Genomic DNA, 25,829 nt, shown 5'->3' on the forward strand with positions numbered 1-25,829 from the left:
GGGCTGGTCGTGAACCGACTATTACGCTGGATTTTTACATTATGCGTGGCGTATCCGGTAGTGCTGGTATGGCTGGGGGTTTCTGTCTGGCAGCGAAAACAATTGCCCCTTAAAGGGCCAGCTATTGTAGTGGCAAATCATAATAGCCATCTGGATATATTGACGCTGTTTACCTTATTCCCACTCTCAACTTTGTCGCAGGTTCATCCGGTGGCTGCTGCCGATTACTTTTTACGTCATCGAGCTATTGCCTGGTTCGCGATTAAAGTGATTGGCATTATTCCGGTAACGCGTGGTGGCGCAGGTAAGGGCAGTGACCCGTTGGCAGGATGTATTGAGGCGCTAGCCAATAATAAAATTGTCATTCTATTTCCTGAAGGGACGCGCGGTGAGCCAGAGAAATTTTCTGAGTTTAAATCGGGTCTGTGGTATTTGAGCCGACAATTCCCTACCACCCCGATAACCCCAGTATATATGCAGGGTTTAGGGCGGGCGATGGGTAAAGGACAGCGTATTCCAGTGCCATTCTTTATTGATATTTATGTTGATAAACCTTTGTATTTTCATGATGACAAACAGATATTCCGAACCGAATTACAGCAGCGGTTTATCACTTTGCAACAGCTCGCTACAAGGAAAATACCGTGACTCAAGGACATCGTGTTGCTCAGGAACTGACCTTCACCACCAGTGACAAGACGGCATTATTCTACCGTTGCTGGCCCGCGCAGAATGGCCCGGCAAAACGTGTGATAGTGCTGTTTCATCGTGGTCATGAACACTCGGGGCGCTTACAGCATATTGTTGATGAATTGATGCTGCCGGATGTGACATTTTATGCTTGGGATGCGCGTGGGCATGGTCAGTCACCGGGGGACCGAGGATACAGCCCAAGTTTGGCGCGTTCGGTGCAAGATGTTGATGAATTCGTCCGTTTTGCTGCTGTTGATAGCCAAGTGCCGATGCAGGATATTATGGTGGTTGCTCAAAGTGTTGGGGCGGTGCTGGTCTCGACCTGGGTACATGATTATGCGCCCAAAATTCGCGGTATGATTTTAGCCTCACCAGCGTTTAAGGTGAAATTGTATGTGCCGTTTGCTCGCCCAGGATTAACTCTGATGCATCGGTTTCGCGGGCTGTTTTACGTTAAATCCTATGTTAAAGGTAAATTCCTGACCCATGATGCATCGCGGGTGGCCAGTTTTGATAACGACCCGCTGGTTAGCCGCCCGATTGCCGTCAATATCCTGTTGGATCTTTACCGTGCCGCCGAGCGCATTGTGCAAGATGCCGCAGCAATAACCCTACCAACACAATTGCTGATTTCCGGCGATGATTTTGTCGTTCACCGTGCGCCGCAGCAGAAATTTTATCAGCGACTCAGCAGCCCGGTGAAAGAACAGCATATATTGCCCGGCTTTTATCACGATACTTTGGGCGAGCAAGACCGGCAACTGGCCTTCGATAAGATGCGAGCCTTTATTGAACGGCTCTATGGCGAAAAATTGCCTCAGCATAGTTACCGCTATGAAGACCGCTGGAGCGTCAGTGCCGATTGCTATCGTGCGCTGCAAGTGCCGCTGAAACCTTACTCTGCCGAAGGGCTGTACTATAGCGCATTGCGTTATGGCATGAAGACGTTGGGCAGCAGTGCTACCGGAGTGCGTTTGGGATTTGAAACCGGTTTTGACTCGGGCAGTACGCTGGATTATGTCTACCGCAACCAGCCGGAGGGCAAAAATAAGCTGGGGCAGTATATTGATAAACAATACCTTAATAGTATTGGTTGGCGCGGCATTCGCATGCGCAAAGTGCATTTGCAGCAAAGCATTCAAATGGCACTTCAGCAGTTGCGCGATAAAAACATGCCGCTGCGCATTGTGGATATTGCGGCAGGTCATGGCCGCTATGTGTTGGATGCGCTGACTGACCAGCATGATGTTGAGCAAATTCTACTGCGAGATTATAGCGAGCTGAATGTGGATAAAGGGCAAGCCATGATTGCAGAGCGTAATTTGACCGCGGTTGCGCGTTTTGAAAAAGGCGATGCTTTCGATCGAGATTCATTGGCAAGTTTGGCCCCAAATCCGACACTGGCTATTGTTTCCGGCTTATATGAGTTATTCCCCCAAAATGACATAATTGAGGCGTCATTGGCGGGGTTGGCGGCGGCGGTTCCTGCCGGAGGCGTATTGATTTACACCGGCCAACCTTGGCATCCGCAACTTAAAATGATTGCTCGTGCATTGACCAGCCATCAAGATGGACAGCCGTGGGTTATGCGAGTCCGCAGTCAGGGCGAGATGGATGCTCTGGTTGAGCAGGCCGGCTTTGATAAATGTCATCAACTGATTGATGAGTGGGGCATTTTTACGGTCTCTCTGGCGGTGCGCCGTGCTGATGACTGAGGGGGATAGTACGGTAACACGCAAGCAACTCTGGCGGCGTGCTGTGCTGTGGCTGCTGTTGCTGGCTCCACTGTTTTTTATCAGCTACGGCCAGACCAATCAGTTTACTGCCAGCCGCTCCGGGGTAAGTAGTGTGGTGTATGGTTGGGAGCACCATATTCCTTTTTTGCCATGGACGATTGTGCCCTATTGGAGTATTGACCTGCTCTATGGTCTATCATTATTTATCTGCACTTCGTTGCGCGAACAGACTCGCCATGCACTCAGGTTAATCATGGCATCGCTGGTGGCGTGCTTGGGCTTCCTGCTGTTTCCACTCAAATTCAGCTTTATTCGCCCAGTCACTGATGGGCCTTTCGGCTGGTTATTTCAGCAACTCGAACTGTTTGATTTGCCTTACAATCAGGCACCGTCATTGCACATCATGCTGGCCTGGTTGCTGTGGCTGCACTTTTGGCCACATTGCCAAGGGATATGGCGTTGGCTGATGACTGGCTGGTTTGCATTGATTGCAGTATCTGTCCTGACTACCTGGCAACACCATGTCATTGATATTGCAACGGGATTAGCAGCGGGAGTGATTGTCAGTTATCTGATCCCGATAAAAAGCCATTGGTGCTGGCAACGACCCAGTCGCTCATCCCTGAAACTGGCACTTTGGTACGGTAGCGTCGCCTTATTAGTGGGAGGGCTAGGACTAGGGCTGCAAGGTGGGGGTTATGTGCTGGTGTGGCCTGCACTTTCTTTGCTCGCGGTGACGGCGGGTTATTGTGGTTGGGGGATTGGGGTGTTCCAAAAAGAGGCCGATGGCAGACTATCGCCGTCAGCACGGCTGCTATTATGGCCTTATCGATTGGGGGCCTGGCTGTCGATGTATGCGTTCACCCGCCCCTTGCCGCAAGCCGTACCGGTGGCTGATGGTGTTTTTATCGGCAGTTATCCACGAGCACCGCTATTACAGGCAAGCACATTGGATGTCACAGCAGAATTTAGTCGCAGCGATTATAGCCGCAATAAACCTTATATATGCTGCCCATTGATGGATTTAATGGTGCCCAATCAGCAGCAACTGGCTCTGGCGGTCACAAAACTTAATCAATTACATCAGCAACATGGCACAGTTTTGGTGCATTGCGCGCTGGGAATGTCTCGCAGCGCGCTGGTGATTGCCGCATGGTTACTTGATCAAGGGCGAGTAGCTACACCGCAAGCAGCGGCTGAATTATTACGGCAAGTTCGCCCACAAGTGGTATTGCAGCCTCAGCATTTGCAGGCTCTTGCGCAAAGAAGGAAAATTACATGTTAAATCACCCGGTGGCTGGGCAGGTTCTGACAATTCATCTTGCCAGTTGGCGTTATCTTGCTGCGTTGACTGTGCCGCCGATAATCTTTGCCCTGTGGGGTGCCGATAGTATTGTCGCGGGATTGTTACTGCTGTTGGCGGGTGTGACACATTATTATTGTTGGCGCTTATGGCTTGATGAGCGCCTATTTACATTGCTCTATGCCCACGAGCCACAAACGGCAGATTTTGATGCTGCATTGGCACAGTTGTGGGGGAAAAAAACGACGGATGGGCGCTCGTTAGACTCGCGCTGGCTAGGGGCGGCTAAATTGTTGCGGCGTGCGATGGTCAGCAGTTTATTATTGTGGTTGGTAATGGTTGTTGCACCCGTGACTGACTTGATAGCTGTGCAGTGAGAAATTATTATTGGCAAAGATAATAAAACGGCACAGTATCAGCGCCGTTTTATTAATCAGGGAACAGAAAGGTCTAAGGGGCTTTTTTCTTGCCAAAAATCTTCAGTAAAGCGCCAGCGGCACAACCAATCACTACACCTAAAATGACCCATTCAGTAAATGACATATTCAGACCCTTTTATTCGTTTGGCCTGATTATATAAACTATTCCCTACTTGTCCATGCTTGGGCAACTCAATATTGATAGCTCCACGGCCTTACAGCTTCGCTAACATCTCTCGGGTGACCAGTACAATTCCACTTTCCGAACGATAAAAACGACGAGCATCTTCATCCGCGTTTTCACCAATCACCATGCCTTCGGGGATAACACTGGCACGGTCTACGACACAGCGATGTAGCCGGCAAGATCGCCCCACATTGACGTCGGGTAGTAATACACAAGAATCGATATTACAGAATGAATTGACTCGTACTCGAGAAAATAACACCGAGTTGACCACGACTGAGCCGGAGATAAAACAGCCGCCTGACACCAACGTATTCATGGTCATACCATGGCTGCCAGAGCGATCTTGTACAAATTTTGCCGGTGGCAATGGCTCGGCATAGGTGCGTATCGGCCAATGTGAATCATACATATCTAATTCTGGCGTGATAGCCGCTTGGTCGAGGTTTGCTTGCCAATAGGCATCTAATGTCCCGACATCACGCCAATAATCAGGGGCGTCGGGTGAAGTGGAAACACAAGATAATGAGAACGGATGTGCCCAAACATGGCCCTGTTCGGTGATTTTCGGCAGAATATCTTTGCCAAAGTCATGGCTGCTGTTTTCGTCCGCGTGATCGCTCTCAAGTAGACCAAACAGGAATTCGGCGTTAAACACATAAATCCCCATACTGGCCAGACTGCTATTAGGCTTTCCGGGCAGAGTGGGAGGGTCTTCAGGTTTCTCCCAAAACATTTTCACTTGTAACTCTTCGGAGACCTCCATCACACCGAAGGCCGTTGCTTCCGCCTTGGGCACTTCGATACAGGCCACGGTGCAGGCTGCGCCACTTTCTACGTGATCGAGCAGCATGCGAGAATAATCCATCTTATAAATATGATCTCCCGCTAAAATCACTACATATTCAGCATGATAGCGGCGAATAATATCTAAATTCTGGAAAACCGCATCTGCGGTGCCGGTATACCAGTGCTCCCGCCCCTGGCGTTGTTGCGCGGGCAATAAGTCCACAAACTCATTCATCTCTTCACTGAGAAATGACCAACCATGCTGGATATGTTGCACCAAAGTATGAGACTGATACTGCGTTATCACGCCGATGCGACGAATACCTGAATTAAGGCAATTTGATAGTGCGAAGTCGATAATGCGGTATTTTCCGCCGAAATGAACAGCGGGCTTTGCTCGGACAGACGTAAGATCTTTAAGACGTGAACCGCGACCACCTGCAAGAATCAGGGCTACGGCTTTATTGGGAAGTTGTCTGGCCGACATGACTCTATCGATATCACCTGCTTTCCGCATGTCAGATTCCTTATCATTTGTATGTATAGCCGCTGGATTATGGGCTATATCCATCAATCCTAATGTGCCAAATACTGCCCGGATAATGACCGGATTTATGCCTCCTTTAAGTATAAGTATCGTCAATAACATAATCGGCTAATTATCGTTATAACAATGAGAAGCGAATCAAATTTAGCGTGTTCAGGTTGAAATTTTACGTCAACTCACTTCATGGATGGAGTGGCATTGCTTTCTACATTGTTAGGTTTGTGATCCTCGACCATACTCGATAGGGCAAAAGTATTCGTAGTTTTAATAAGGATATAAAATTATGACAATAGCAAAAGAATATCTGTGGTTGTCGGCACTCACTTTGGTGCTGAGTAGTTCTACGCTGAGTGCTGCACCGCTTGCAGCACAACCTACCGGTTACACTTTGGAGCGCGTGGTGATTTTGAGCCGCCACGGTGTTCGTTCCCCGACGAAACAAACACAGTTAATGAATGATGTCACACCTGACAAATGGCCTCAATGGCCAGTAAAAGCGGGCTATTTAACGCCGCGAGGAGCAGAGTTAGTCACCTTAATGGGCGGTTTTTATGGTGAGTATTTCCGCAGCCATGGGCTGTTGCCAGCGGGGTGCCCGGCAGACGGGGCCGTCTATGTGCAGGCTGATATTGACCAACGCACCCGCTTAACCGGACAGGCATTTCTGGACGGTATCGCCCCGGATTGCGGCCTAAAAGTACATTATCAAGCTGATTTGAAAAAAGTTGACCCGTTATTCCACACTGTCGAGGCGGGGGTCTGTAAATTGGACCCAACGAAAACTTATCAGGCTGTTGAAGAACGACTGGGTGGGCCATTAAGTGAGCTGAGTCAGCGCTATGCCAAGCCCTTTGCCCTGATGGGCGAGGTGCTGAATTTTACAGCTTCACCTTATTGTCAGTCATTGCAACAAAACAGAAAAAGCTGTGATTTCGCGACTTTTGCAGCAAATGAAATCAAAGTAAATAAAGAAGGGACAAAAGTTTCATTGAGTGGGCCACTGGCGCTATCGTCGACATTGGGTGAAATTTTCCTGTTACAAAATTCGCAGGCCATGCCCGATGTCGCCTGGCACCGTCTCAGCGGTGAAGAAAATTGGGTTTCATTATTGTCACTGCATAATGCACAGTTCGATTTGATGGCCAAAACCCCTTATATCGCCCGGCATAAAGGAACTCCGCTATTGCAGCAAATTGATACGGCATTAGTGTTGCAACGTGATGCTCAGGGACAAACCTTGCCGCTATCACCGCAAACCAAATTGCTGTTTCTCGGAGGACATGACACCAATATCGCCAACATTGCCGGTATGTTAGGAGCTAATTGGCAATTACCGCAGCAGCCCGATAACACCCCGCCAGGTGGCGGACTCGTTTTTGAATTATGGCAGAATCCGGATAACCATCAACACTATGTGGCCGTGAAAATGTTCTATCAAACGATGGAGCAGTTGCGCAATGCTGATAAGTTAGACTTGAAGAATAACCCGGCAAGAATTGTTCCGATTGCCATTGAAGGTTGTGAGAACGAGGGTGATAACAAACTTTGTCAGCTTGAGACTTTCCAAAAGAAAGTCGCCCAAGTGATCGAGCCTGTATGTCATATTTAGGCTGAAATTATTCGGAGTTAATGCGTATTGTCGAATAAGTCAAAAGACCACAGTGTAATGTGGGTTTATTATCTGTGGTTATTAACAGTGATTTATTATGATTAATGCTATATAAATAAAAGCTGGGGCTATCTATTAAATATAGATAAGCCCCAGAAGCAAGTGATAGCATCAATAAGACAAGTGTTCAATTAGCGGAAGCATTACAATTTAAGTATTATTAACCTAGTCTGACTAAATCGAAAGGCACATGGCGTTCACCGGTATGTAGCAGCTCTACAACCCGCTCGCGCTCAGCTTGTATAGGTGCCAAACCCTCGGCATGAATAGCCTTTGCTACGTCAATTTCTCCTGTTTGTGCGACCATGACACGTTTGCCAGGAATAATTTGGTTTCTATTTCTGTCATAGACCTTAACCATATTAACCTCCAATAGTTATCTGATAAGGTTCAATAGGTATCGAGTGTAAATTTCACACCTAAAATAAAACCAATATCTAAGATATAAACCTATTGTTAACATAAAACCGAACAGCTAAATAACTTTTATCTATAGACTTCGCTCAATAAGGTCAATTTGTTTGCCTCAGTTAAGCTATTATGGAGTTGGCTTACATACTGTGAAAAATGATATTTATTTTTTTAGTAGAGATCAAGTCGTATAAGCATTTTTTTATCATGTATAGGCTGGAATAAAAAACCCGCATTGTCAGCGGATTTTATGTAGGCAGTATTCAATCGCCAGCAATGTGCTATATCAGTGACTTTTGCGTTAAAGATTCCAGTATTTTTAGTGGGGATTGTTGAGGGTTCTTCATCCCCTCAACCGGTAACAGGAAAGTTTGTTCCAACATGAATTGCCCGCCCATCGCCGCGTGAGGCGTTTGATCTGAAAAACAGATCCAGCTACAACCCGCTGGGAAATCAATAGCTTGCTGCAAACCATTTTTTTGGTAATCAGAGTCTGACTTCATTTTATCGTGCAGTTGAAGCATTAAATGATCGTAATGACTGCGGCGGCGCTTGGTTATCCCGATTTTATGCTGCAACCAACTACTGACAGGGGAATAACTGTCGAGTTGCGGTAAATAGCGACTGGCTAATTGCGAAAAATCTTCCCCTATACGCCATGAGCGTGGCTCATTATGAGGGTTGATATTGGTGAAGATTCGGATGATTCGCTCACCATAATTAGGCCGTGAAGGGAAAGCATCCACATGTAAGCGGCTATCATCTTTACGCCAAGATGTTTTATCACGCCAGGCAGTAACCGGGTGCAAACGTAGGCTATTAGTTGGACTGTGCAGGGCAGAGATATAATCCGGCAGTAATTGATTCACCAGACTGAGGCAATTCTGATAATAACGTTCGAGCAATTGGCGGGTTAATGTCACTTTGCTTTCATCAGTGACGCCGGTTAGTGTCCCCTCCAACGGCTTAAAGCTGATATTTTTACGTTTTACATCCACCAAGGCGGGGTCAAGCAGTTGCATTTCCTGTTCACTCAGCTCAAATGCCAAATGAGGCAGAAAAAGCACTTTACCTTGCTCCAGAGCCTCGACGGCACTGGAGTTTTGCGCGTTATCTTGACCCCAACGGGTATAGGGGAGCGTAAGAATCGATGAATCTGACGCGTTGCTTTGATTATTACTCATCAGCTATTCGCTTATATATATTAATTATGTCAAGAATAACTTTTAATTATAGATAAAATGAGGGCTAGGGTACAGATTTCAAATTTTACTTTCCTTGATCAACTGCACTAAGGGTGGAAAACGTCGTATTATTGGGGATGACTTAACAATTGAGGTCTGAATTTCGGCGTGTTCTGACCAACGGTCAATAATCGTATCCAATTGCTCCATTGAATGAATATATAAACGACTAATGAAGCAGTCGTCGCCGGTCACTTTGTCACACTCAACACATTCAGGTGTTTCCTGAATCATTTCTTCAGTTATCCGTAGCATTCCTGCCCGCGGTTTGACACGTACAATAGCCTGCAAGCTATACCCGAATGCCTGTTGATTCAAATCTAGTGTGTAACTGCGGATAATATGACGTTCTTCGAGACGTCGTAAACGTTCAGAGGTACTGGGGGAGGAGAGGTTGACTTGTTGTGATAGGTCCTTCAAAGATATCCGTGCATTTTTTGCTAAAATAGTAATCAATTGCTCATCAATCTTGTCCATGCCTATCCACCTTTTATGATTCGAAACAATAGGATCATTATAGGTGTCATTTTAATATGTTCGCGGAATTTTCCTAATAAATATAATGAGTTTGATGAGAAAAAGGCGTGTTTGTTCGTGTTAGTCGCATCAACAAAGGCTTGGACAATATTGCCTATTGAAGCAGTAGTGCTCGCCGCTACTGATTTGTCTTTGAGAAAGTAGATTTGATACACAAAAGTATATCCTCTACCGAGGTCGGCAGAGGGCAAAGCCATGTTAGATCGTCGTGATTAATACCGGATAGCCGAGGTACTGGCCAACGATGCAGTTTGATTCGGCTCATTGGTACGCATAGATTTTTTTTGCAAATAGGCTAAGTCATAGACATCATAAAAGTCTATTTCACCTTTATTACTAATAATATGTTTAAAGCGGATTTTAAAATCATCGCTGATATCCTTGCTATTTAATATTTCATCAATTGCCTGTGTTGATAGCGCACGGCTAAAGAACCATTCACCGTTATAGCAAACGCGTAAATCAAGAATACCAATATCGTCGAATTTAAATACGGGTTTGATTTCCATCATGAGAACAGCAGACATCAAGACAAAGAAAACAGTGAAGGCAATCATATAACCCGTGCCAAAGTAGGGCGTTAAGTACATTAAAATTAAGACAAAAAAGTATGATATTAGCATCGCAAGGCAAAGGTAGGGGTGCTTGTAGACAAAATCGCTGTTAAATTTTAATCGACCATCTCTTTTTTCTTTCTGATTTATTCTTGCGATGTCGTCGGTTAATATTTTTTTAATTATGTCCATAATGATGACCTTGTAATTAATAACTAATAAAGTTAAACCATAATGGTTTGTTATAGTTTAACATGAAAAGTTAAATTTAATGTATATCAGTTTAAGGAATTAGTTAGCAAAACTGTTATAGTTAAATAGGCAATTGAGTAGATATATTATTCATTCATCAGATGAAAACAATCGTTTTTTCTGAAATTTCACCTGATGAAATTTCATAGTGAAGCTAATTATAGCGCTGAACAGCCATCAGTGGTCAGGACAATTTTACCGATATGCGTGCTGCTTTCCATTAATTCATGGGCTTTAGCGGCTTCTTTCAGTGGAAATGTCTTAAATATCAGTGGTTTTACTTGACCATTACACAGCAATGGCCAAACGTGTTGCTCCAGTTCTTTAGCGATGAGCGCTTTTTCTGCCACAGTACGCGAGCGCAATGTGGATCCTGTGTGTGTTAGACGTTTTAGCAACATTAGCATCAAATTCAAGTCCTTGGCATTCCCATTTTGAGTGCCAATCTGCACGATGCGACCATTCATTGCGGCAGCTTCATAATTACGTGCGACATAATCACCAGCAATTAAATCGACAATAACATCGACACCTTTCCCTGCGGTGACTCGTTTAGCCTCGGCAACAAAATCGTCAGTGTGATAATTAATAGCAATATCTGCACCTAGTGCCAAACACGCCTGACGTTTCTCTTCTGACCCCACAGTGACGATAACTACTTTTGCGCCAAATGCTTTGCTCAACATTATTGCTGTAGTCCCAATACCTGAAGAGCCTCCGTGAATTAAGACAGTTTCACCAGCGGTAAAATGACCCCGTTGGAAGAGGTTAGTCCATACGGTAAAGAAAGTTTCGGGTAACGCTGCCGCTTCAATTTCAGTGAGGTTAGGTGGAATAGGTAAAGCGTTGGTTTCATGTATTACGCAATATTGGGCATAACCACCACCCGCGATTAACCCACACACTTTGTCTCCAATTTTAAATCGTGAGACATCAGCCGCAACAGCAACCACGACACCTGCGACCTCTAATCCTGGAATATCGGAGGCGCCCGCTGGTGGTGCATATTGTCCACGGCGTTGCATGACATCAGGGCGGTTAACTCCGGCAGCTGAAATCTTAACCAGTATTTCACCTGCAGCTGGCATAGGTGTCGGGCGATCGACGGGGACTAAGACTTTAGGGCCGCCAGGTTGAGTAATCTCGATCGTGACCATGTTCGTTGGGAGATTAGTTAACAATGTCATAATATTCCTCTTGTAACATGAAGATACTGAGTCAGAAGCTATGCCTATGATTGAGTGATTATCTTAGCCCCGTAACGTAAATAATTCATGGAGTGAATGTGCTTAACTTATGACACATATGCAAAAGACAAAATCATCAAAGGGGAGCAGAAGATAAAAAAGCGCCCAATAGGGTGGGCGCATAAATTTACAAAGGAGTACTACATGTATGACTCATTGCATGGCAATAATCGGGACTAAGAGATGTTTGGAACATAATGATATTAGTGGTGTTTCTCTTGGTTCTATATAGGTATTAATCCGAAATTATGCATTAACCCAGTGAAAATATCAGCTTCTCGTCTCCTGTTATATCTCACTTTTGTATTGCCAGCAGACCTGGTATTGATAAGTTTCACATGTCAGTAAGTTATCGATATGGACGCTGGGGCTCCATGAATCATCACCACCAACGCCCATATGGAAACCATCAATATTAAGCCAGGTACCTGGTTCTGGCTTAAGTAAATACTGATGGCTGGTCATCATGAGTTGCTGTGTGCTGTAACGACTGATACCAAAATGGAACTGCCCCGTTAATTGCCAATTTCCATAATTCAATGCATTAGTTTTGCAACGTAATCCATTTTCACTTGGGAATATGTAGGGGGTGTGCATCTGTTCAAGGGGTTGCGACCAGTGACCATATTGTGCCGAGAGTTGGCGGTCAGGATAGTTTTCGTGTGGTCCTAATCCCAACCAACTAACATTTTCAGAAATATCAGATAATTGGCAACACATACCTATTCTGGCCGGTGGGGGGAGCAATGTGGCAACTTGAACTCGGACATCAATGGTCATACGGCCTTGTTTATCAAAGCGATATAACCAATGAGTATGTAATAATTGTTCTTGGGCAAACTCATAGATATATTCAGCGCTGATTTGTATAGTCTGAGACAAGATATCCGCTTGTAAGGATAAACAACGTTGTTCCAGTTGATACATTCCTGCTTTTTTCCAGCGTTCAACCCAAGCATTAGGATCAATTTGTGTTGCTTCACTAATACCAATATCGTTATCCAGCGGTGCGCGGACAAATTGATCACGCAATGGAGTGAGCAATCTATTTTTCCCATCGACCCACCATTGTTCCATCAATCCGGTTTGGCAGCTAAATAGCCAGCGCTGCTGTTGATGAATCACAGTAATATATTCCGCATCTTGGTGCAGTTGGAGGCAATCAGACTCAGCTAAGCTAGCTAAGGAATTTTGGGGAACAGAGAGTGAATGCGGTAAACGCCATTGATGCCATGCACTACGATGATGCTTTGGTGACCAAGCAGTCTCTTTTACTTGCCTGACTTCAACATTTAGCCATAAATCACCTGGCTCACTGATGGTCGGTAATTGATCTGCCAATGTAAGGTATTGTGTGCTTTCAGGCGATAAATCTAGTGGGAGATTACCCTCCAAAACTGATTCTCCCTTTAACTCGATACGCCAATACAGGTGCTCGTTATCGCTGTTTTTGAACAGATATTCACTGGTAATGCTGACTACCAACGGTGTTGTGCTAAGCAACCCGAATTGGAAAAATTGCTGCGCGCATTGTGCTTCATACAGACTTGGGTGGGGGGTACGGTCAGGAAAAACTAATCCATTCATACAGAATTGTCGGTCATTGGGGCTGTCGCCAAAGTCACCGCCATAAGCCCAATAAGACTGACCATTTTCATCATTACGGCTGATGCTTTGGTCTACCCAATCCCAAATAAACCCCCCCTGTAGCCGAGGGTATTGGCGAAATGCTTGCCAATAGCGGGAAAACCCACCAAAACTGTTGCCCATTGCATGGGCATATTCGCACAAAATCAACGGACGAGATTCGTTTGGTAGACCAATCCATTTTTTTATCGCCCATTTAGGTACTGCTGGGAAAGGTTGGTCTTCATCCACTCTAGCATACATTGGGCAAACAATATCAGTAGCTTGGGTATTTGCACCGCCACCTTCATATTGTACTGGGCGAGTGGGGTCATTGGTTTTTATCCAGCGATAAAGTGCATCGTGGCTAGCGCCGTGACCTGATTCATTGCCCAATGACCAGATAATAATGCAAGGGTGGTTACGGTCGCGCTGAACCATCCGGGTAACTCGTTCGCTGAAAGCAGAAAACCACTGTGGATCGTCTGCCAACCGCCCCATAGGCTGCATTCCATGTGTTTCGATATTGGCTTCATCGACAACATATAAACCGTAGCGATCGCACAGGCGATACCACAGTGGGTGATTGGGGTAATGTGAACACCTTACGGCATTAAAGTTATGCTGTTTCATTAAAATGATATCTTGCAGCATACTTTCTTCATCTATAGCTTGACCTGTTTGGGGGTGATGCTCATGGCGATTCACCCCACGAATTAGTACCGCTTTACCATTAATCTTGAGTAGCCCTTGATGAATGGCCACTTGGCGGAAACCGACATCATAAGCTTCCGCTTCGATAAGTTTTTGCTGGTTATCAAGTAGCGAGATGACGGCTCGATAGAGCGTAGGTTGTTCAGCACTCCATAATAAGGGTTGCTCTACCCGTAGGTTTAGGAGAGTGCGATCAGCATAATTCCCCCTTTCATCAATTGCTTGAGTACCTAGAGGTTGTTGCAAACTGGTAACTAACGTATCCGCCAACCAAAGTTGCACCCGGATTTGATAGGCTTCGATCACTTGCGTGTTATTGATATCAATCAATGGAATATTAACTGCCGCCATCACATCTAAATGGGCGGAGCTGAATTCGGGCGATAAATGCGTTGTGATATGAACATCCCGCAAATGAATATCAGGCTTGTGTAGTAGGCTGACATCACGAAAAATCCCGCTCATGCGCCACATATCCTGATCTTCCAGATAGCTACCATCACTCCAACGCAATACAAGAACGGCGATGCGGTTATTGTTTGCTTGCAAATAAGGAGTGAGATCGAATTCGGCGGGCAGGCGACTGTCTTGGGAATACCCAACCCACTGGCCGTTACACCACAGATAGAATGCGGAACTCACGCCATCAAAAATAATGCGGGTTTGCCCTGACGAGAGCCAATCGGGATCTAAGGTAAAATTATAAGAATAACAGCCTGTCGGGTTGTCCTGTGGCACTCGCGGTGGGTCAACGGGAATTGGGTATCGCACATTGGTATAAATCGGGGTGTCGTAACCATGGAGTTGCCAATTTGAAGGGACTGGTATTGACGCTGATCCTGGGAAGTCTTGCTCAGCCCATTCATCGGGTACTGATTCAGGCCGCGTAAAATAACTAAATGTCCACTGCCCATTCAGTAATTGCCGCTGTGGGGAATCATTATCATCTTGAGCGGCACTGATATTTCTCCAACTGTAAAATGGAGGGTGCGCTTCAAGGCGGTTGTACTGTGTTATTTGCGGGTTTTCCCAATCTCGGCGAGATAAAATCTGTGATAGGGCTGGTTTAACCCGCTGTTTAACTTCTTGCTGTACCGTCATCATTTCAGCCTTATCTTTTGCGAAATTGAGCTTGTTTTGTTAGCACTACTTTGAACAGTAATTAAATGTTATGCGCTCACAATTTTGATGCGTTCAAGATGAATTCAGCCGAAAGTAAAGTAAATAGCTGTGAGTTAAATAGTCGAGAACGATCGCATTTATTCGTTTTTGTACCGTGCAGGATTAAAAGAGGCTGTAGTCTGGCGTATTATCAGTTCAGTCTCTAATGACAACGATTGAGAGGGCGGCTCAATCGTATGGTGTAGCCTGACTATCAGTCGGGAAACACTTTCTTCCCCTAATAATCTGAAGTTTTGTCTGATGGTGGTCAGTGGAGGCTGGAAATAGGCGCTGTCCGCAGTATCGTCATAACCAATGACAGAAACCTCTTTCGGCACCTCGATATTGTATTCGTGCAGAGCGCGCAGTACGCCTAGCGCCATTTGGTCATTAGCGACCAGGATGGCGCTAAATGGAGTATTACCGGCGATAAGCTTCTGTGTCGCCTGATAACCACTTTGTGCATTCCATTCTCCGTGATAAACCGCTTGTGGTGAAAGTGAGGCATTATTCAATGCCTGCAACCACCCCTGGTGGCGCAATTGGGCTGAAATAGCATCTTTGGGGCCGGAGATAAGCACTATTTGCTGATGGCCCAATGCGATGATGTAGTTTGCACCCTGAATTGCGCCTACTTTGGGATCAAATAAGACGCTGAAAGCCCCAGAACGGGGGTCAACATCAAGAAAAAGAACCGGCGTATCTGCACATTGTTCAGTAATTTCATGGCTGCGTTTTGTCTTCAAAGGAACATTGACTAAAATCCCATCAACTCGTTGAGCCAGTAACTCGTTTATAGCTTGTTGGCAGGCATGTTCACTATGGTCATCGACCATGGCAATGACCACGTTATACCCCAGTTGGCGGGCTTTTCTTTTTATTGCGGCAGCTATTTGCGAGGGAGCATGTAAAGAAAGGTCAGAGGTCGCTAGCCCGAGAGTCAGGCTATGCTTGCCTGCTAATTGCTGTGCTACCCGGTTAGGAATATAGTTCAGCTCAGCCATAGCCAATTCAACTTTATTCCGGGTTTTTAGCGAGACATGAGGGGCTTGGTTTAAAACACGGGATACCGTTTGATAAGAAACACCCGCCTGGCGTGCGACATCATCTAAAGTGGCAGACTTGTGCTTCATGTATTTCTCTCAAAAATAGGTGAGTGTTTATGATAGCAAATTCAAGGGATAAACTTTCAGCCCAAGTAGCAAACATCATTAAAACAAAGCCTCAAGAGTATAATAAATAGCTTTTTTGGTCTTATTTTAGTCATGCACACAAGAATCTTCCGCTTGCTTGCTAAAAAGAGTTGCTATTAAAAGCCGGTCATGAGTTAATGCGTCTCGGCCTGTGGTACAGACCTATTTATGCACGACATCTTGAGTAAAGTGGTTCATATTTAAAGCGTTATCGTTGATAGCTCTTCACTGACGAATTTCCTTCATAGTGCCTCCATAAGTAACGACTGATAACCGGCTATAACACGCCCATGGTGGCAAAATTTTTTAATAAAGGAAATACACATGTCTAACATGATGAAAGGTCAAGTAAAGTGGTTCAACGAGTCTAAAGGCTTCGGTTTCATCACTCCAGCTGATGGCAGCAAAGACGTGTTCGTGCACTTCTCTGCAATCCAAGATCAAGGCTTCAAGACCCTGGCTGAAGGCCAGAATGTACAGTTCTCTATCGAGAACGGTGCTAAAGGTCCGTCTGCAGCAAACGTAACTGCAATCTAATTGGCCTTTGGCTGATTATAAAAAAACCCGCTAAGGCGGGTTTTTTACTTTCTAGTATGAAGCAAACTGCCTTATTCACTCTTACTTTCCTCCCGCCTGCTGATTTCTTCTACATACTCTCGGTACGAACATCGTCCACTCTCATTTTTCTGCTTAAATATATTCATCAAAAGCATACACTTGATTGTGCGTAAACCTTATCATTCTCACCTAATTTTGTACTACACTAGCAGCATTGACTTAATCAAAGGTAATATCATGAAAGTAAATGATCGGGTGACAGTAAAAACCGATGGTGGCCCACGCCGTGAGGGGGTTGTTTTAGAGGTGGAACAGTTCAGCGAGGGTGTTATGTATCTGGTTTCACTGGAAGATTACCCCGCAGGTGTTTGGTTCTTTAATGAAATTGATAGCCATGATGGCACCTTTGTTGAGCCACTTCATCAATAGCGTTTGCAACCCTTTTATCTGCCTGACGCACAGCAAGTGACAATAAAAAACCGGAGGAAGGCGAGAGCCTTACCTCCGGTTATGCTATCAGCTTTTGCAATCATAGCTCGGCTGAATTGTCGTTAGCGAGAACTCAGAAAGTTTCCCAATTCAGCGAGTCATCGGCAGACTTTTTATTTCCGCCAGTTTTATTCTGTCCCCCTGATGAAGGCGTTGGTGTTTTAAGAGAGGGAGTTGAACTGCGACCATTTAAATGGAAGACTGCAACCGCCTGGGTCAGTATCTCGGCCTGTTGCTCTAAAGAAGCCGCCGCGGCTGACGCTTCCTGCACTAAAGAGGCGTTCTGCTGTGTTACGTTGTCCATCTCGGATACCGCTTGCGCAACCTGACTGATGCCGCGGCTTTGTTCATCAGAAGCTGATGCGATCTCGCCCATAATATCAGTCACATGCGTGACGGCCATGACGATCTCTTTCATTGTCTTACCCGCATCAGAGACCAGAATTGAGCCATCACCAATAAGATCAACCGAGACTTCAATCAACGATTCTATCTCTTTTGCTGCGTCAGCGCTGCGCTGCGCCAAATGGCGAACCTCGCTGGCGACGACTGCAAATCCACGGCCTTGTTCACCTGCTCGGGCCGCTTCTACCGCAGCATTCAACGCCAGAATGTTGGTTTGGAAAGCAATGCTATTAATGACGTTAGTAATTTCAGCAATTTTCATTGAGCTGAGGGATATTTTATCCATCGTGTCGATAACATCATTCACGATATCGCCACCTTGGGCAGCTTTACCTGATGCATTCGCAGCCAGTTGGCTGGCATGGTGGGCATTTTCCGCATTTTGTTTAACCGTTGCAGTCAGTTGCTCCATGCTAGCTGCTGTCTCTTCAAGTGAAGCGGCTTGTTGCTCCGTTCGTGCTGAAAGATCCGTATTGCCCAGTGCGATTTCGCTGGAGCCTTGATATATAGATTCGGCACTGCTGCGTACAGCCTCAACCGTGGAAGCTAACGAATCTTGCATTTGTTGAATATTATGACCTAACACACCGATTTCATTGCGGCCAAATGCCACGGGGCTTTGTGTTAAATCCCCTTGAGCAATACGTTGAATACGCACTACCAACCAGTTAATCGGCTTGATAATGACCTTGCTGATCACTAAAAAAGCGATTATTGTCAGTAAAATAGCCAGAATAAAGGCACCACCCATCAGTATGTAACCGAGGTGCGCTTCTTGCTGAGCCGACTGATTAATTTGGTTGGCGAGTTCTGTACGATATTTAAATGCTTTTAGCAGCGGCTCGTTATAGGCGTCATCTAACGGATTAAGTTTTTCTGCCTCTAACGAGATAACTTCTTCAAAATGCCCCTCTTTAGTCGCTTCCAGCATGAGTTTCATGCCATCGTCGCGATATTGTTCATAAGCTTTTTTCAGTGGGCTATCTAAGGCGATATCAGTTTCGGATTTAGTGGGGCGGTTATAGTAGAGATCAAACATCTGTTGCGACTGAGTAATAAGATGTTCTGCATTCTTCAAGCCCTGTTGATAACCCGTGGCATCACCAATACGTGCCGATGATGCTGCTTGAATCAGAATAAGTCGTGCAGTACGCAAGTGGTTTGAGCTGTTAGAGAGCCCTAGGCGTATATCCAGTTCTTGAGTCGCTTCTTCAAGCGATTGGTTACTTTGTTTCAAGAAGTAGCCAGATGTACCAATTGCCGCTGCAAATAAAAGCAATATTCCCGCCAAAATGGCGATAAACAAAGTAACCAGACGCATATTATTAACAAACAATACTTTCGTCTCTTTATTATGTTCTGGCGTTATTTTTAAATCCAATGGCTTATGCGTACTTCCACGTTTCATTGTCAGTTCCGTTTCTATAGTCGCTCGAGGAAAGGTCCTTGCCTGATATACTCATACATTCGAAGTTGCCGCTTTGTCAGCTGTCTGACGGTAACATCAATAATTGGAGCACTGGCATCGCTACTTAAAATTAATCCACCCCTATATCTAAAATAATCTCAACACTCCTTTAAGAACCTATCGGCAACAGACCTAAAATAGTTAGGGTTATAAATGAGATCGCGCTCTCATTTTTGGTGAAAGGTTCATTGTATTTATGTAATAACGTCAAGGACTTGATAGGTGTCCCTGGTTCAATGCCTTGCTGTACTTGCTAGGTTGGGAATGTTAATGGAGTTCACCGCGTAGGTATTTTGCCACGAGGCGATATCGTCGTTCTCCAATAAATTATTTTGGGTAGTTTGGGGTAATCTTCGGTTGTTGTTTTCTGGGGAGGTCTTATTTATAGCAATAGGATATCCAGCAGTGAAATAGGATTAATTTACGTCTTATATTTTCGCTATTATCATTATTATTTTAATTGTTCTTAATCGGTTTAAGTTTTGTTTAGAAATATAACCTTTACATGATTATCACAGACAACTATACTCTTGAAAAATTTCGGTGGAGAAACTAATGGATACGCAAAGTAGTAGTCAAATAAGCAAGGCAAGCTAACTTATCTCCCGACCGATTTGTTGCTTGCCGAAACATGGCGGGCAGCACCTTCTCTGTATTTCCCGAGCTGTGCATACCCAATAATGATTCTACTCGATGGATAATCATCGAGGATATTAATTCGGGTTTTTTTATGGTATTTAATAGCCACTCACTCTTTCCTCCTGGCGCTAACACCGGTTACTGCTGACTTACCCTTGGGTATATATCAGCACAATTACCTGTGTGCTAAATAGCACATGATTATTCTACCAATGATTAATTCATGGAGAGAATCATGGCATTAACTCCTTTTGTCATAAATTTATTACTGGCAATGTGCCTGGGCGCATTAATTGGTGCCGAAAGGCAATGGCGTCAACGTATGGCTGGTTTACGGACTAATGCATTAGTTGCGACTGGTGCGGCGGTATTTATTCTCAGCTCTTATGCCACCTCTCCTGATAGTCCGGGCCGTATTGCTGCTCAAGTGGTTTCAGGAATTGGTTTCTTGGGGGCTGGCGTTATTATGCGCGAAGGCATGAATATTCGGGGCTTAAATACGGCGGCTACCTTGTGGTGTTCCGCTGGAATTGGCGTGCTTTGCGGCCTGGGATTGTATTGGAATGCTGTTGCTGCAACCGCCGTTATTTTATGTGCCAATATATTGTTACGCGAGGCAGCGCAACGCATTAATATGCAACCTCAACAACAAGCTGTTGATTTAGAAGTGCGTTACCGCATTCACGTGACATGTGGTACGGAAGATGAAGTATTGGTTCGCACTCTGATTTTACAGGCATTGAATGGTATGGCATTACGATTGCAATCATTATGCAGTGCCGATATCGCCAAGCCCGGTCAGCTAGAAGTTTGTGCTGAAATAATGGCGACGCCAGCAGCACAAAAAGAAATTGAAAGCATTGTTTGCCGAGTCAGTCTGGAGCGGAGTGTCAGTGCTATTCATTGGCGCATTGCATCAGAATTGCCAGCATAAGTTGGGAAATCAATCTAATTTCAAATTAGTAGTCAATAATACTGACCCATGTGGTAGTAAGGAGTTGTTATGGACGATCACCCCGGAGTTAACTTAATTAGCTGCTGCTGATTAAATATAAAATTGGCAGCGCAATAATAGTTCGGCACATTTATCTCTCAATAATGGAGCGGATAAATCCTGTGCATTTAGAATTAAAAGAGAAGCGTCATGACCAAATTTAAAAAGACAGGTACAAGCCGTAGCAATAATAATAAAAAACCTTTTACTATTGCATTAGAGGCTAAAAATAGCTTGGATCAAACATTATCTAAGTTAAATGCTAACTTGAATGGGCTAACAGAGGAAGATGCCAAAGAGCGGCTGGAATTATACGGGATTAATGAAGTTGCGCATGAGAAAGCACCGCCAGCTCTGATTCAATTACTGGCTGCATTTAATAACCCATTTATTTTTGTTTTAATGATTTTGGCTGCAATCAGCTTTGTAACCGATTATTGGTTACCGCTACAACGTGGCGAGGAAACAGATCTTGTCGGTGTCAGCATTATTGTGACCATGGTTTTAATCAGTGGATTACTGCGTTTTTGGCAGGAATACCGCACCAATAAAGCCGCAGAAACGCTGAAATCAATGGTGCGTACCACGGCCACGGTATTGCGTCGCAGTAGCCATAGTGCCCAGCCGAAAAAACAGGAAATAGCTATTAAACAGTTGGTACCGGGCGATATTATTTTATTATCTGCCGGGGATATGATTCCAGCTGATTTGCGCCTGATTAAATCCAGAGATTTATTTATCAGTCAGGCAATTCTGACCGGTGAAGCTATACCCATTGAGAAATATGATGCAATGGGGTCAATTGCACCGAAATCAGTGGAAGCAGATGCCAGTAGCGAAAGTGAATTACTTGAGTTATCTAATATTTGTTTGATGGGGACGAACGTTGCCAGTGGAACGGCCATGGCCGTGGTTGTCGCCACCGGCGGGCATACTTATTTCGGGTCACTTGCGAAATCCATTGTGGGCAATCGCGCTCAAACTGCTTTTGACCGAGGGGTTAATAGTGTTAGTTGGTTATTAATTCGCTTTATGTTGGTGATGGTGCCGATCGTATTGCTGATCAATGGTTTTACAAAAGGGGATTGGAGTGAGGCGGCGCTGTTTGCTTTGGCAGTGGCGGTTGGATTAACGCCTGAAATGTTGCCGATGATCGTCAGCTCTAACCTGGCTAAAGGTGCAATAGCGATGTCACGGCGAAAAGTCGTCGTCAAGCGATTGAATGCAATACAAAACTTTGGTGCGATGGATGTGCTGTGTACCGATAAAACAGGGACATTAACGCAAGACCGAATCATTCTTGAACACCATTTAAATGTTCTTGGCAGCAATGACAGTAAAATATTACAGCTGGCATGGCTTAACAGTTTCCATCAAAGCGGCATGCGCAATCTGATGGATCAGGCGGTTATTAAATTCAGCCGTGGCAAGCCAGAAATTGATGCTTTACGCAGCTTCAATAAAGTTGATGAATTACCCTTTGATTTCATTCGCCGTCGTTTATCGATTGTGGTGAAAGATGATCAGCAACATCAAAAACTGATCTGCAAAGGTGCAGTAGAAGAAATGCTAAGTATCTGTACTTCAGTGCGCGAAGGCGATGAAATCTATCCGCTTGATGAAGCCCGCCGCGCCTCATTGTTGGCATTAGCCACGCAATATAATGAAGACGGCTTTCGTGTTTTACTACTGGCAACCCGCGAATTAGGCACCGAAGTCAGCGAGGTCCCTTTAAGTATTGCCGACGAACGTGAGTTGGTTGTGCAAGGATTACTGACCTTCCTTGATCCGCCAAAAGAAAGTGCCGAGGCCGCGATTGCCGCATTGCGGGAAAATGGTGTTGCGGTAAAAGTATTAACCGGCGATAACCCGATTATTACCGCTAAAATCTGTCGCGATGTTGGGTTGGAACCCGGAGAGCCACTGAGTGGTCTTGATATTGAGCATATGGATGATGAAACACTGGCGCGTGAAGTGGAATTGCGCACGGTGTTCACCAAACTGACTCCGCTGCAAAAGTCTCGTGTGCTGAAAATGCTGCAAAGCAATGGTCATACTGTTGGTTTCCTCGGGGATGGTATTAATGATGCTCCGGCATTGCGCGATGCTGATGTGGGAATCTCGGTTGATACCGGCACCGATATCGCCAAAGAGTCAGCTGATATCATTTTGCTCGAAAAGAATTTAATGGTATTGGAAGAGGGTGTTATTAAAGGGCGCGAAACTTTCGGGAATATTATCAAGTATTTGAACATGACCGCCAGCTCTAACTTCGGTAATGTTTTCTCTGTATTGGTTGCCAGTGCTTTTATTCCATTCTTGCCGATGCTGGCCATTCATTTACTGCTGCAAAACCTGATGTATGACATCTCCCAGCTCTCTCTGCCGTGGGATAAAATGGATAAAGAGTTTTTGCGCAAACCGCGTAAGTGGGATGCTAAAAATATTGGCCGCTTTATGCTGTGGATTGGGCCGACTTCGTCGATCTTTGATATTACAACTTTTGCGCTAATGTGGTTTGTTTTCGCGGCCAACAGTGTCGAGCATCAGGCTTTGTTCCAGTCAGGTTGGTTTATTGAAGGTTTGTTGTCGCAAACATTAGTTGTTCATATGTTGCGTACGCAGAAAATTCCGTTTATTCAAAGCACCGCTGCATTGCCAGTGCTATTAACTACTGGGGTTATCATGGCGATAGGTATTTATATTCCATTCTCACCATTAGGAACATTAGTCGGACTACAACCACTGCCATGGCAATATTTCCCATGGTTGGCAGGAACATTGATCAGTTATTGTGTTGTTGCGCAACTGATGAAACAGTTTTATATCCGCCGCTTCGGCAAATGGTTCTAACAGAATTTATGGATACTTAAGATAAAGAAATCCGGGGCCTATAGGCCCCGGAACTATAATGACTATTCATTACCCACGCGAATCACTAGCTTGTCAAAGTTCTTACCTTGTAATAACCCAATAAAGGCTTGTGGTGCATTCCAACCCATCAACAAAATCTTCGCGAAATTTGATGTTTCCTTGCTCCACCCAAGGGGGTATTTGCAGTAGGAAATCATTAAAACTCCCACCGGGAAGTTTGGATGTTGCGACACTTCAATCCGCGAGACGGCACCCCAGCCACCCCATCTCCAGCATTAACCAGAGCTGCATATAACGGTGCATCACTCATTCGTTTTTATCAAAGAGGGACTATCAGAACATCTACCATGCTGGTATTAATCAGGCGAGAAGCTGAGCAGGAAAATTTATTCATTAGCCTTGTGCTGTGATTGCCACATATCACTAGGTCAATATGTTGTTGCTGACAAAAATAAGCCATGCTGTCAGCGAACTCACCATGAACCACCGTTCGGTTCTCGATGGGATAATCAGCATTGATAGCTAATTCATCCATAAATAACTGAGCTTCCTCTTGTAAAACGGACCGTAAATCACCCAGCATGGGGGCCGCGTAGCTATTGTACATTTCGGGTTCTGTTGTCAGCGTAATCAATGAAACCCGGCCGTTATAAGGCCGCACGATAGAAACGGCTTTATCTACCAACTGTTGGCTATCGGGTGAAAGGGCCACTGCGACCAGTACATTACTGTATCCCATTATTAAGATCCCATAAGCGCGACTGTAGGATAAAGATTAGGGGATCATATACTTAAGAAATGAGATTTAAATCACATTTGGCAGTAGCTAATAAAAAAGTCCCTTTTAACATGCAGTTAAATAAAAACAATTATAAAGAATGATATCTAAGACTTATGATTTAAAAATAATTAATTAATTCTATTTACATTCCAAGAACAATTTCCTTATTAAAGTAATGGATATCATCCTAGGTTGAAAATATTTTTTTTGATAAAAATACGTGAAGGGGAGTAACAGTGAAACATATGGTTACCTCTGTTACCTTTTTTAATACAGGTTTTAGGCCCTTTTAACGTAAATAGACAGATAGGTTAATAAATAAACGATGAAAGGCACTTTTTAACACGGCATAAATATTCGTTAAACCAATATGGTTTTGGATAGTTACCTATAGAGGTGCCGAACTATAAAGTGACTTGTCAGATCTTAGTTCTGATGATTTGCCATTAAGACGGATTTATATCCTGCCATTTCGTTTTGGAAGTGTTTTTGTTCGAACCGATCTAAAAGTACTAAGAATTGGCCCTATATCCTTAGTTTTTTAGCTATTTTTTTACTTTTGGCTATTTTTCGAACACTGTTCAGGTCAAAAAACAACCAAAAAAAGAGAGATTTTTCTTTTTTATATTTTATTTTTGTGACCTTTGTCACATTGCATTTAAAATAAATCGCTAGTCACATTGTATGTGCTAGCGATTCGGGAGTAGAGTTGGGCCTGTTTAGGAATATTCCTAATAATTTGTAAGAAAATTCACATGTCGAAGGTGCAATATCAGAGCAGTAAGCAACACAAAATCAAACTGTCAGGCAGATGACATGTTATTTCATACAAAACGGTATTTTTTGTCATGTAGCACCAGTAAGCTTCTATTACTTTTAGTTCTATAGGTTTTAATTAACTGTATAACGGGAAGGATCCCAGGTCTTGGGTGAAGAATTCTATCATCCAACTTATGTTTTAAAGCATAATCAGTCGGGATGTATAAAATGAGTACGTCTGAATTACTCAAACATATTTATGATATTAATTTGTCATATTTGCTCTTAGCACAGCGGTTAATTAACGATGAGAAAGCCTCAGCGATGTTTCGCTTGGGTATTACGGATACTATGGCCGATGCACTAGCGCAGTTAACATTACCGCAGATGGTTAAATTAGCTGAGACTAACCAATTGGTCTGTCATTTCCGTTTCAGTGATCACAATACAATTCATCATCTGACGAAAGAATCTCGTGTGGATGACTTGCAGCAAATCCATACAGGAATTTTATTGTCGAGTCATTTACTCCACGAGCTATCGTTAAAAGACGGTAGTGCGCCTAAGAAAAGAGCATGAC

20 protein-coding genes and 1 pseudogene are annotated in these 25,829 nt (G+C 44.4%); 10 read left to right on the forward strand and 11 right to left on the reverse strand.

Annotated elements, in window-relative coordinates; translation table 11 throughout:
• Positions 1-9 precede the first annotated feature (9 nt).
• From OP863_RS08065 to OP863_RS08080, 4 genes are read left to right on the forward strand one after another with little or no spacing between them, the layout of a single operon-like run.
• Positions 10-648 carry a lysophospholipid acyltransferase family protein gene (locus OP863_RS08065; RefSeq protein WP_038633862.1) on the forward strand — a complete coding sequence of 213 codons (639 nt, stop codon included), beginning with the start codon at positions 10-12 and terminating at the stop codon, positions 646-648.
• Complete coding sequence (locus OP863_RS08070; protein WP_265526091.1) at positions 645-2,408, forward strand: bifunctional alpha/beta hydrolase/class I SAM-dependent methyltransferase; 1,764 nt, start codon at positions 645-647, stop codon at positions 2,406-2,408. The genes OP863_RS08065 and OP863_RS08070 overlap by 4 nt, the downstream gene beginning before the upstream one ends.
• Positions 2,401-3,714: a phosphatase PAP2/dual specificity phosphatase family protein gene (locus OP863_RS08075; protein WP_265526093.1), complete on the forward strand. Its 1,314-nt coding sequence runs from the start codon at positions 2,401-2,403 to the stop codon at positions 3,712-3,714. Before OP863_RS08070 ends, OP863_RS08075 begins: the two co-directional genes overlap by 8 nt.
• Positions 3,708-4,109, forward strand: coding sequence for a hypothetical protein (locus OP863_RS08080; protein ID WP_265526095.1), 402 nt, complete (start codon positions 3,708-3,710; stop codon positions 4,107-4,109). The genes OP863_RS08075 and OP863_RS08080 overlap by 7 nt, the downstream gene beginning before the upstream one ends.
• 257 nt (positions 4,110-4,366) lie before the next feature.
• On the opposite strand, the gene glgC is transcribed toward OP863_RS08080, so the two are convergent.
• On the reverse strand, positions 4,367-5,644 hold the full coding sequence (gene glgC / locus OP863_RS08085; RefSeq protein ID WP_145589585.1) for a glucose-1-phosphate adenylyltransferase: 1,278 nt from the start codon (positions 5,642-5,644) through the stop codon (positions 4,367-4,369).
• 313 nt (positions 5,645-5,957) lie between these two features.
• Here glgC and OP863_RS08090 point away from each other — a divergent pair, with 313 nt between their 5' ends.
• The gene (locus OP863_RS08090; RefSeq protein ID WP_145591972.1) at positions 5,958-7,283 is read left to right on the forward strand and encodes an AppA family phytase/histidine-type acid phosphatase; all 1,326 of its coding nucleotides are present in this window, start codon (positions 5,958-5,960) and stop codon (positions 7,281-7,283) included.
• Positions 7,284-7,503: 220 nt separating this feature from the next.
• Here the strand turns inward: OP863_RS08090 and ydfZ are convergent, their stop codons facing one another.
• From ydfZ to OP863_RS08125, 7 genes are all read right to left on the reverse strand, one after another.
• Positions 7,504-7,704 (reverse strand): putative selenium delivery protein YdfZ, encoded by a 201-nt coding sequence (gene ydfZ, locus OP863_RS08095; RefSeq protein WP_038633846.1) that lies wholly within the window; start codon positions 7,702-7,704, stop codon positions 7,504-7,506.
• Between the two features lie 331 nt (positions 7,705-8,035).
• The gene (locus OP863_RS08100) at positions 8,036-8,938 is read right to left on the reverse strand and encodes a Kdo hydroxylase family protein (protein ID WP_186368376.1); all 903 of its coding nucleotides are present in this window, start codon (positions 8,936-8,938) and stop codon (positions 8,036-8,038) included.
• A gap of 78 nt (positions 8,939-9,016) precedes the next feature.
• A complete protein-coding gene (locus OP863_RS08105) occupies positions 9,017-9,475 on the reverse strand; it encodes an Lrp/AsnC family transcriptional regulator (protein ID WP_038633840.1) in 459 nt (152 codons plus the stop codon).
• Positions 9,476-9,747: 272 nt separating this feature from the next.
• Complete coding sequence (locus OP863_RS08110; RefSeq protein ID WP_145589587.1) at positions 9,748-10,281, reverse strand: YlaC family protein; 534 nt, start codon at positions 10,279-10,281, stop codon at positions 9,748-9,750.
• A 218-nt stretch (positions 10,282-10,499) separates the two neighbouring features.
• A complete protein-coding gene (locus OP863_RS08115; RefSeq protein ID WP_265526097.1) occupies positions 10,500-11,528 on the reverse strand; it encodes an NAD(P)H-quinone oxidoreductase in 1,029 nt (342 codons plus the stop codon).
• Between the two features lie 348 nt (positions 11,529-11,876).
• Positions 11,877-15,029, reverse strand: a complete 3,153-nt coding sequence (locus tag OP863_RS08120) for a beta-galactosidase (RefSeq protein ID WP_265526247.1) — start codon at positions 15,027-15,029, stop codon at positions 11,877-11,879.
• 158 nt (positions 15,030-15,187) lie between these two features.
• On the reverse strand, positions 15,188-16,222 hold the full coding sequence (locus tag OP863_RS08125) for a LacI family DNA-binding transcriptional regulator (RefSeq protein ID WP_145589589.1): 1,035 nt from the start codon (positions 16,220-16,222) through the stop codon (positions 15,188-15,190).
• A gap of 384 nt (positions 16,223-16,606) precedes the next feature.
• Here OP863_RS08125 and cspE point away from each other — a divergent pair, with 384 nt between their 5' ends.
• Positions 16,607-16,819, forward strand: coding sequence for a transcription antiterminator/RNA stability regulator CspE (gene cspE, locus OP863_RS08130; RefSeq protein WP_002210893.1), 213 nt, complete (start codon positions 16,607-16,609; stop codon positions 16,817-16,819).
• 258 nt (positions 16,820-17,077) lie between these two features.
• The gene (gene dsrB, locus OP863_RS08135) at positions 17,078-17,269 is read left to right on the forward strand and encodes a protein DsrB (protein ID WP_004708108.1); all 192 of its coding nucleotides are present in this window, start codon (positions 17,078-17,080) and stop codon (positions 17,267-17,269) included.
• A gap of 133 nt (positions 17,270-17,402) precedes the next feature.
• On the opposite strand, the gene OP863_RS08140 is transcribed toward dsrB, so the two are convergent.
• Positions 17,403-19,142, reverse strand: a complete 1,740-nt coding sequence (locus OP863_RS08140) for a methyl-accepting chemotaxis protein (RefSeq protein WP_038633826.1) — start codon at positions 19,140-19,142, stop codon at positions 17,403-17,405.
• Between the two features lie 934 nt (positions 19,143-20,076).
• On the opposite strand from OP863_RS08140, the gene OP863_RS08145 reads away from it, so the two are divergent.
• On the forward strand, positions 20,077-20,775 hold the full coding sequence (locus tag OP863_RS08145) for an MgtC family protein (protein WP_004392115.1): 699 nt from the start codon (positions 20,077-20,079) through the stop codon (positions 20,773-20,775).
• 210 nt (positions 20,776-20,985) lie between these two features.
• Entirely contained in the window at positions 20,986-23,688 is a 2,703-nt protein-coding gene (mgtA, locus tag OP863_RS08150) for a magnesium-translocating P-type ATPase (protein ID WP_265526099.1), read from the forward strand.
• A gap of 62 nt (positions 23,689-23,750) precedes the next feature.
• Here the strand turns inward: mgtA and OP863_RS08155 are convergent.
• Both OP863_RS08155 and uspC read right to left on the reverse strand, forming a co-directional pair.
• Positions 23,751-23,910 (reverse strand): annotated as a pseudogene (locus tag OP863_RS08155) (NADP-dependent oxidoreductase); the annotation flags it as partial.
• A 118-nt stretch (positions 23,911-24,028) separates the two neighbouring features.
• Entirely contained in the window at positions 24,029-24,448 is a 420-nt protein-coding gene (gene uspC, locus OP863_RS08160) for a universal stress protein UspC (RefSeq protein WP_038633819.1), read from the reverse strand.
• A gap of 1,029 nt (positions 24,449-25,477) precedes the next feature.
• On the opposite strand from uspC, the gene flhD reads away from it, so the two are divergent.
• Positions 25,478-25,828 carry a flagellar transcriptional regulator FlhD gene (flhD, locus tag OP863_RS08165; RefSeq protein WP_038633816.1) on the forward strand — a complete coding sequence of 117 codons (351 nt, stop codon included), beginning with the start codon at positions 25,478-25,480 and terminating at the stop codon, positions 25,826-25,828.
• Position 25,829 lies beyond the last annotated feature (1 nt).

The organism is Yersinia sp. SCPM-O-B-9106 (C-191), assembly GCF_026183365.1.
Taxonomy (GTDB): Bacteria; Pseudomonadota; Gammaproteobacteria; order Enterobacterales; family Enterobacteriaceae; genus Yersinia; species Yersinia rochesterensis.

What these genes read in the sequence shown, in the direction of transcription:
- ydfZ (WP_038633846.1), bottom strand. Translation starts at nt 7,704, where the DNA reads ATGGTTAAGGTCTATGACAGAAATAGAAACCAAATTATTCCTGGCAAA.
- OP863_RS08075 (WP_265526093.1), top strand. Translation starts at nt 2,401, where the DNA reads ATGACTGAGGGGGATAGTACGGTAACACGCAAGCAACTCTGGCGGCGT.
- glgC (WP_145589585.1), bottom strand. Translation starts at nt 5,644, where the DNA reads ATGCGGAAAGCAGGTGATATCGATAGAGTCATGTCGGCCAGACAACTT.
- OP863_RS08100 (WP_186368376.1), bottom strand. Translation starts at nt 8,938, where the DNA reads ATGAGTAATAATCAAAGCAACGCGTCAGATTCATCGATTCTTACGCTC.
- flhD (WP_038633816.1), top strand. Translation starts at nt 25,478, where the DNA reads ATGAGTACGTCTGAATTACTCAAACATATTTATGATATTAATTTGTCA.
- OP863_RS08120 (WP_265526247.1), bottom strand. Translation starts at nt 15,029, where the DNA reads ATGACGGTACAGCAAGAAGTTAAACAGCGGGTTAAACCAGCCCTATCA.
- dsrB (WP_004708108.1), top strand. Translation starts at nt 17,078, where the DNA reads ATGAAAGTAAATGATCGGGTGACAGTAAAAACCGATGGTGGCCCACGC.
- OP863_RS08145 (WP_004392115.1), top strand. Translation starts at nt 20,077, where the DNA reads ATGGCATTAACTCCTTTTGTCATAAATTTATTACTGGCAATGTGCCTG.
- OP863_RS08125 (WP_145589589.1), bottom strand. Translation starts at nt 16,222, where the DNA reads ATGAAGCACAAGTCTGCCACTTTAGATGATGTCGCACGCCAGGCGGGT.
- OP863_RS08115 (WP_265526097.1), bottom strand. Translation starts at nt 11,528, where the DNA reads ATGACATTGTTAACTAATCTCCCAACGAACATGGTCACGATCGAGATT.
- cspE (WP_002210893.1), top strand. Translation starts at nt 16,607, where the DNA reads ATGTCTAACATGATGAAAGGTCAAGTAAAGTGGTTCAACGAGTCTAAA.
- OP863_RS08140 (WP_038633826.1), bottom strand. Translation starts at nt 19,142, where the DNA reads ATGAAACGTGGAAGTACGCATAAGCCATTGGATTTAAAAATAACGCCA.
- OP863_RS08105 (WP_038633840.1), bottom strand. Translation starts at nt 9,475, where the DNA reads ATGGACAAGATTGATGAGCAATTGATTACTATTTTAGCAAAAAATGCA.
- mgtA (WP_265526099.1), top strand. Translation starts at nt 20,986, where the DNA reads ATGACCAAATTTAAAAAGACAGGTACAAGCCGTAGCAATAATAATAAA.
- OP863_RS08090 (WP_145591972.1), top strand. Translation starts at nt 5,958, where the DNA reads ATGACAATAGCAAAAGAATATCTGTGGTTGTCGGCACTCACTTTGGTG.
- OP863_RS08080 (WP_265526095.1), top strand. Translation starts at nt 3,708, where the DNA reads ATGTTAAATCACCCGGTGGCTGGGCAGGTTCTGACAATTCATCTTGCC.
- uspC (WP_038633819.1), bottom strand. Translation starts at nt 24,448, where the DNA reads ATGGGATACAGTAATGTACTGGTCGCAGTGGCCCTTTCACCCGATAGC.
- OP863_RS08110 (WP_145589587.1), bottom strand. Translation starts at nt 10,281, where the DNA reads ATGGACATAATTAAAAAAATATTAACCGACGACATCGCAAGAATAAAT.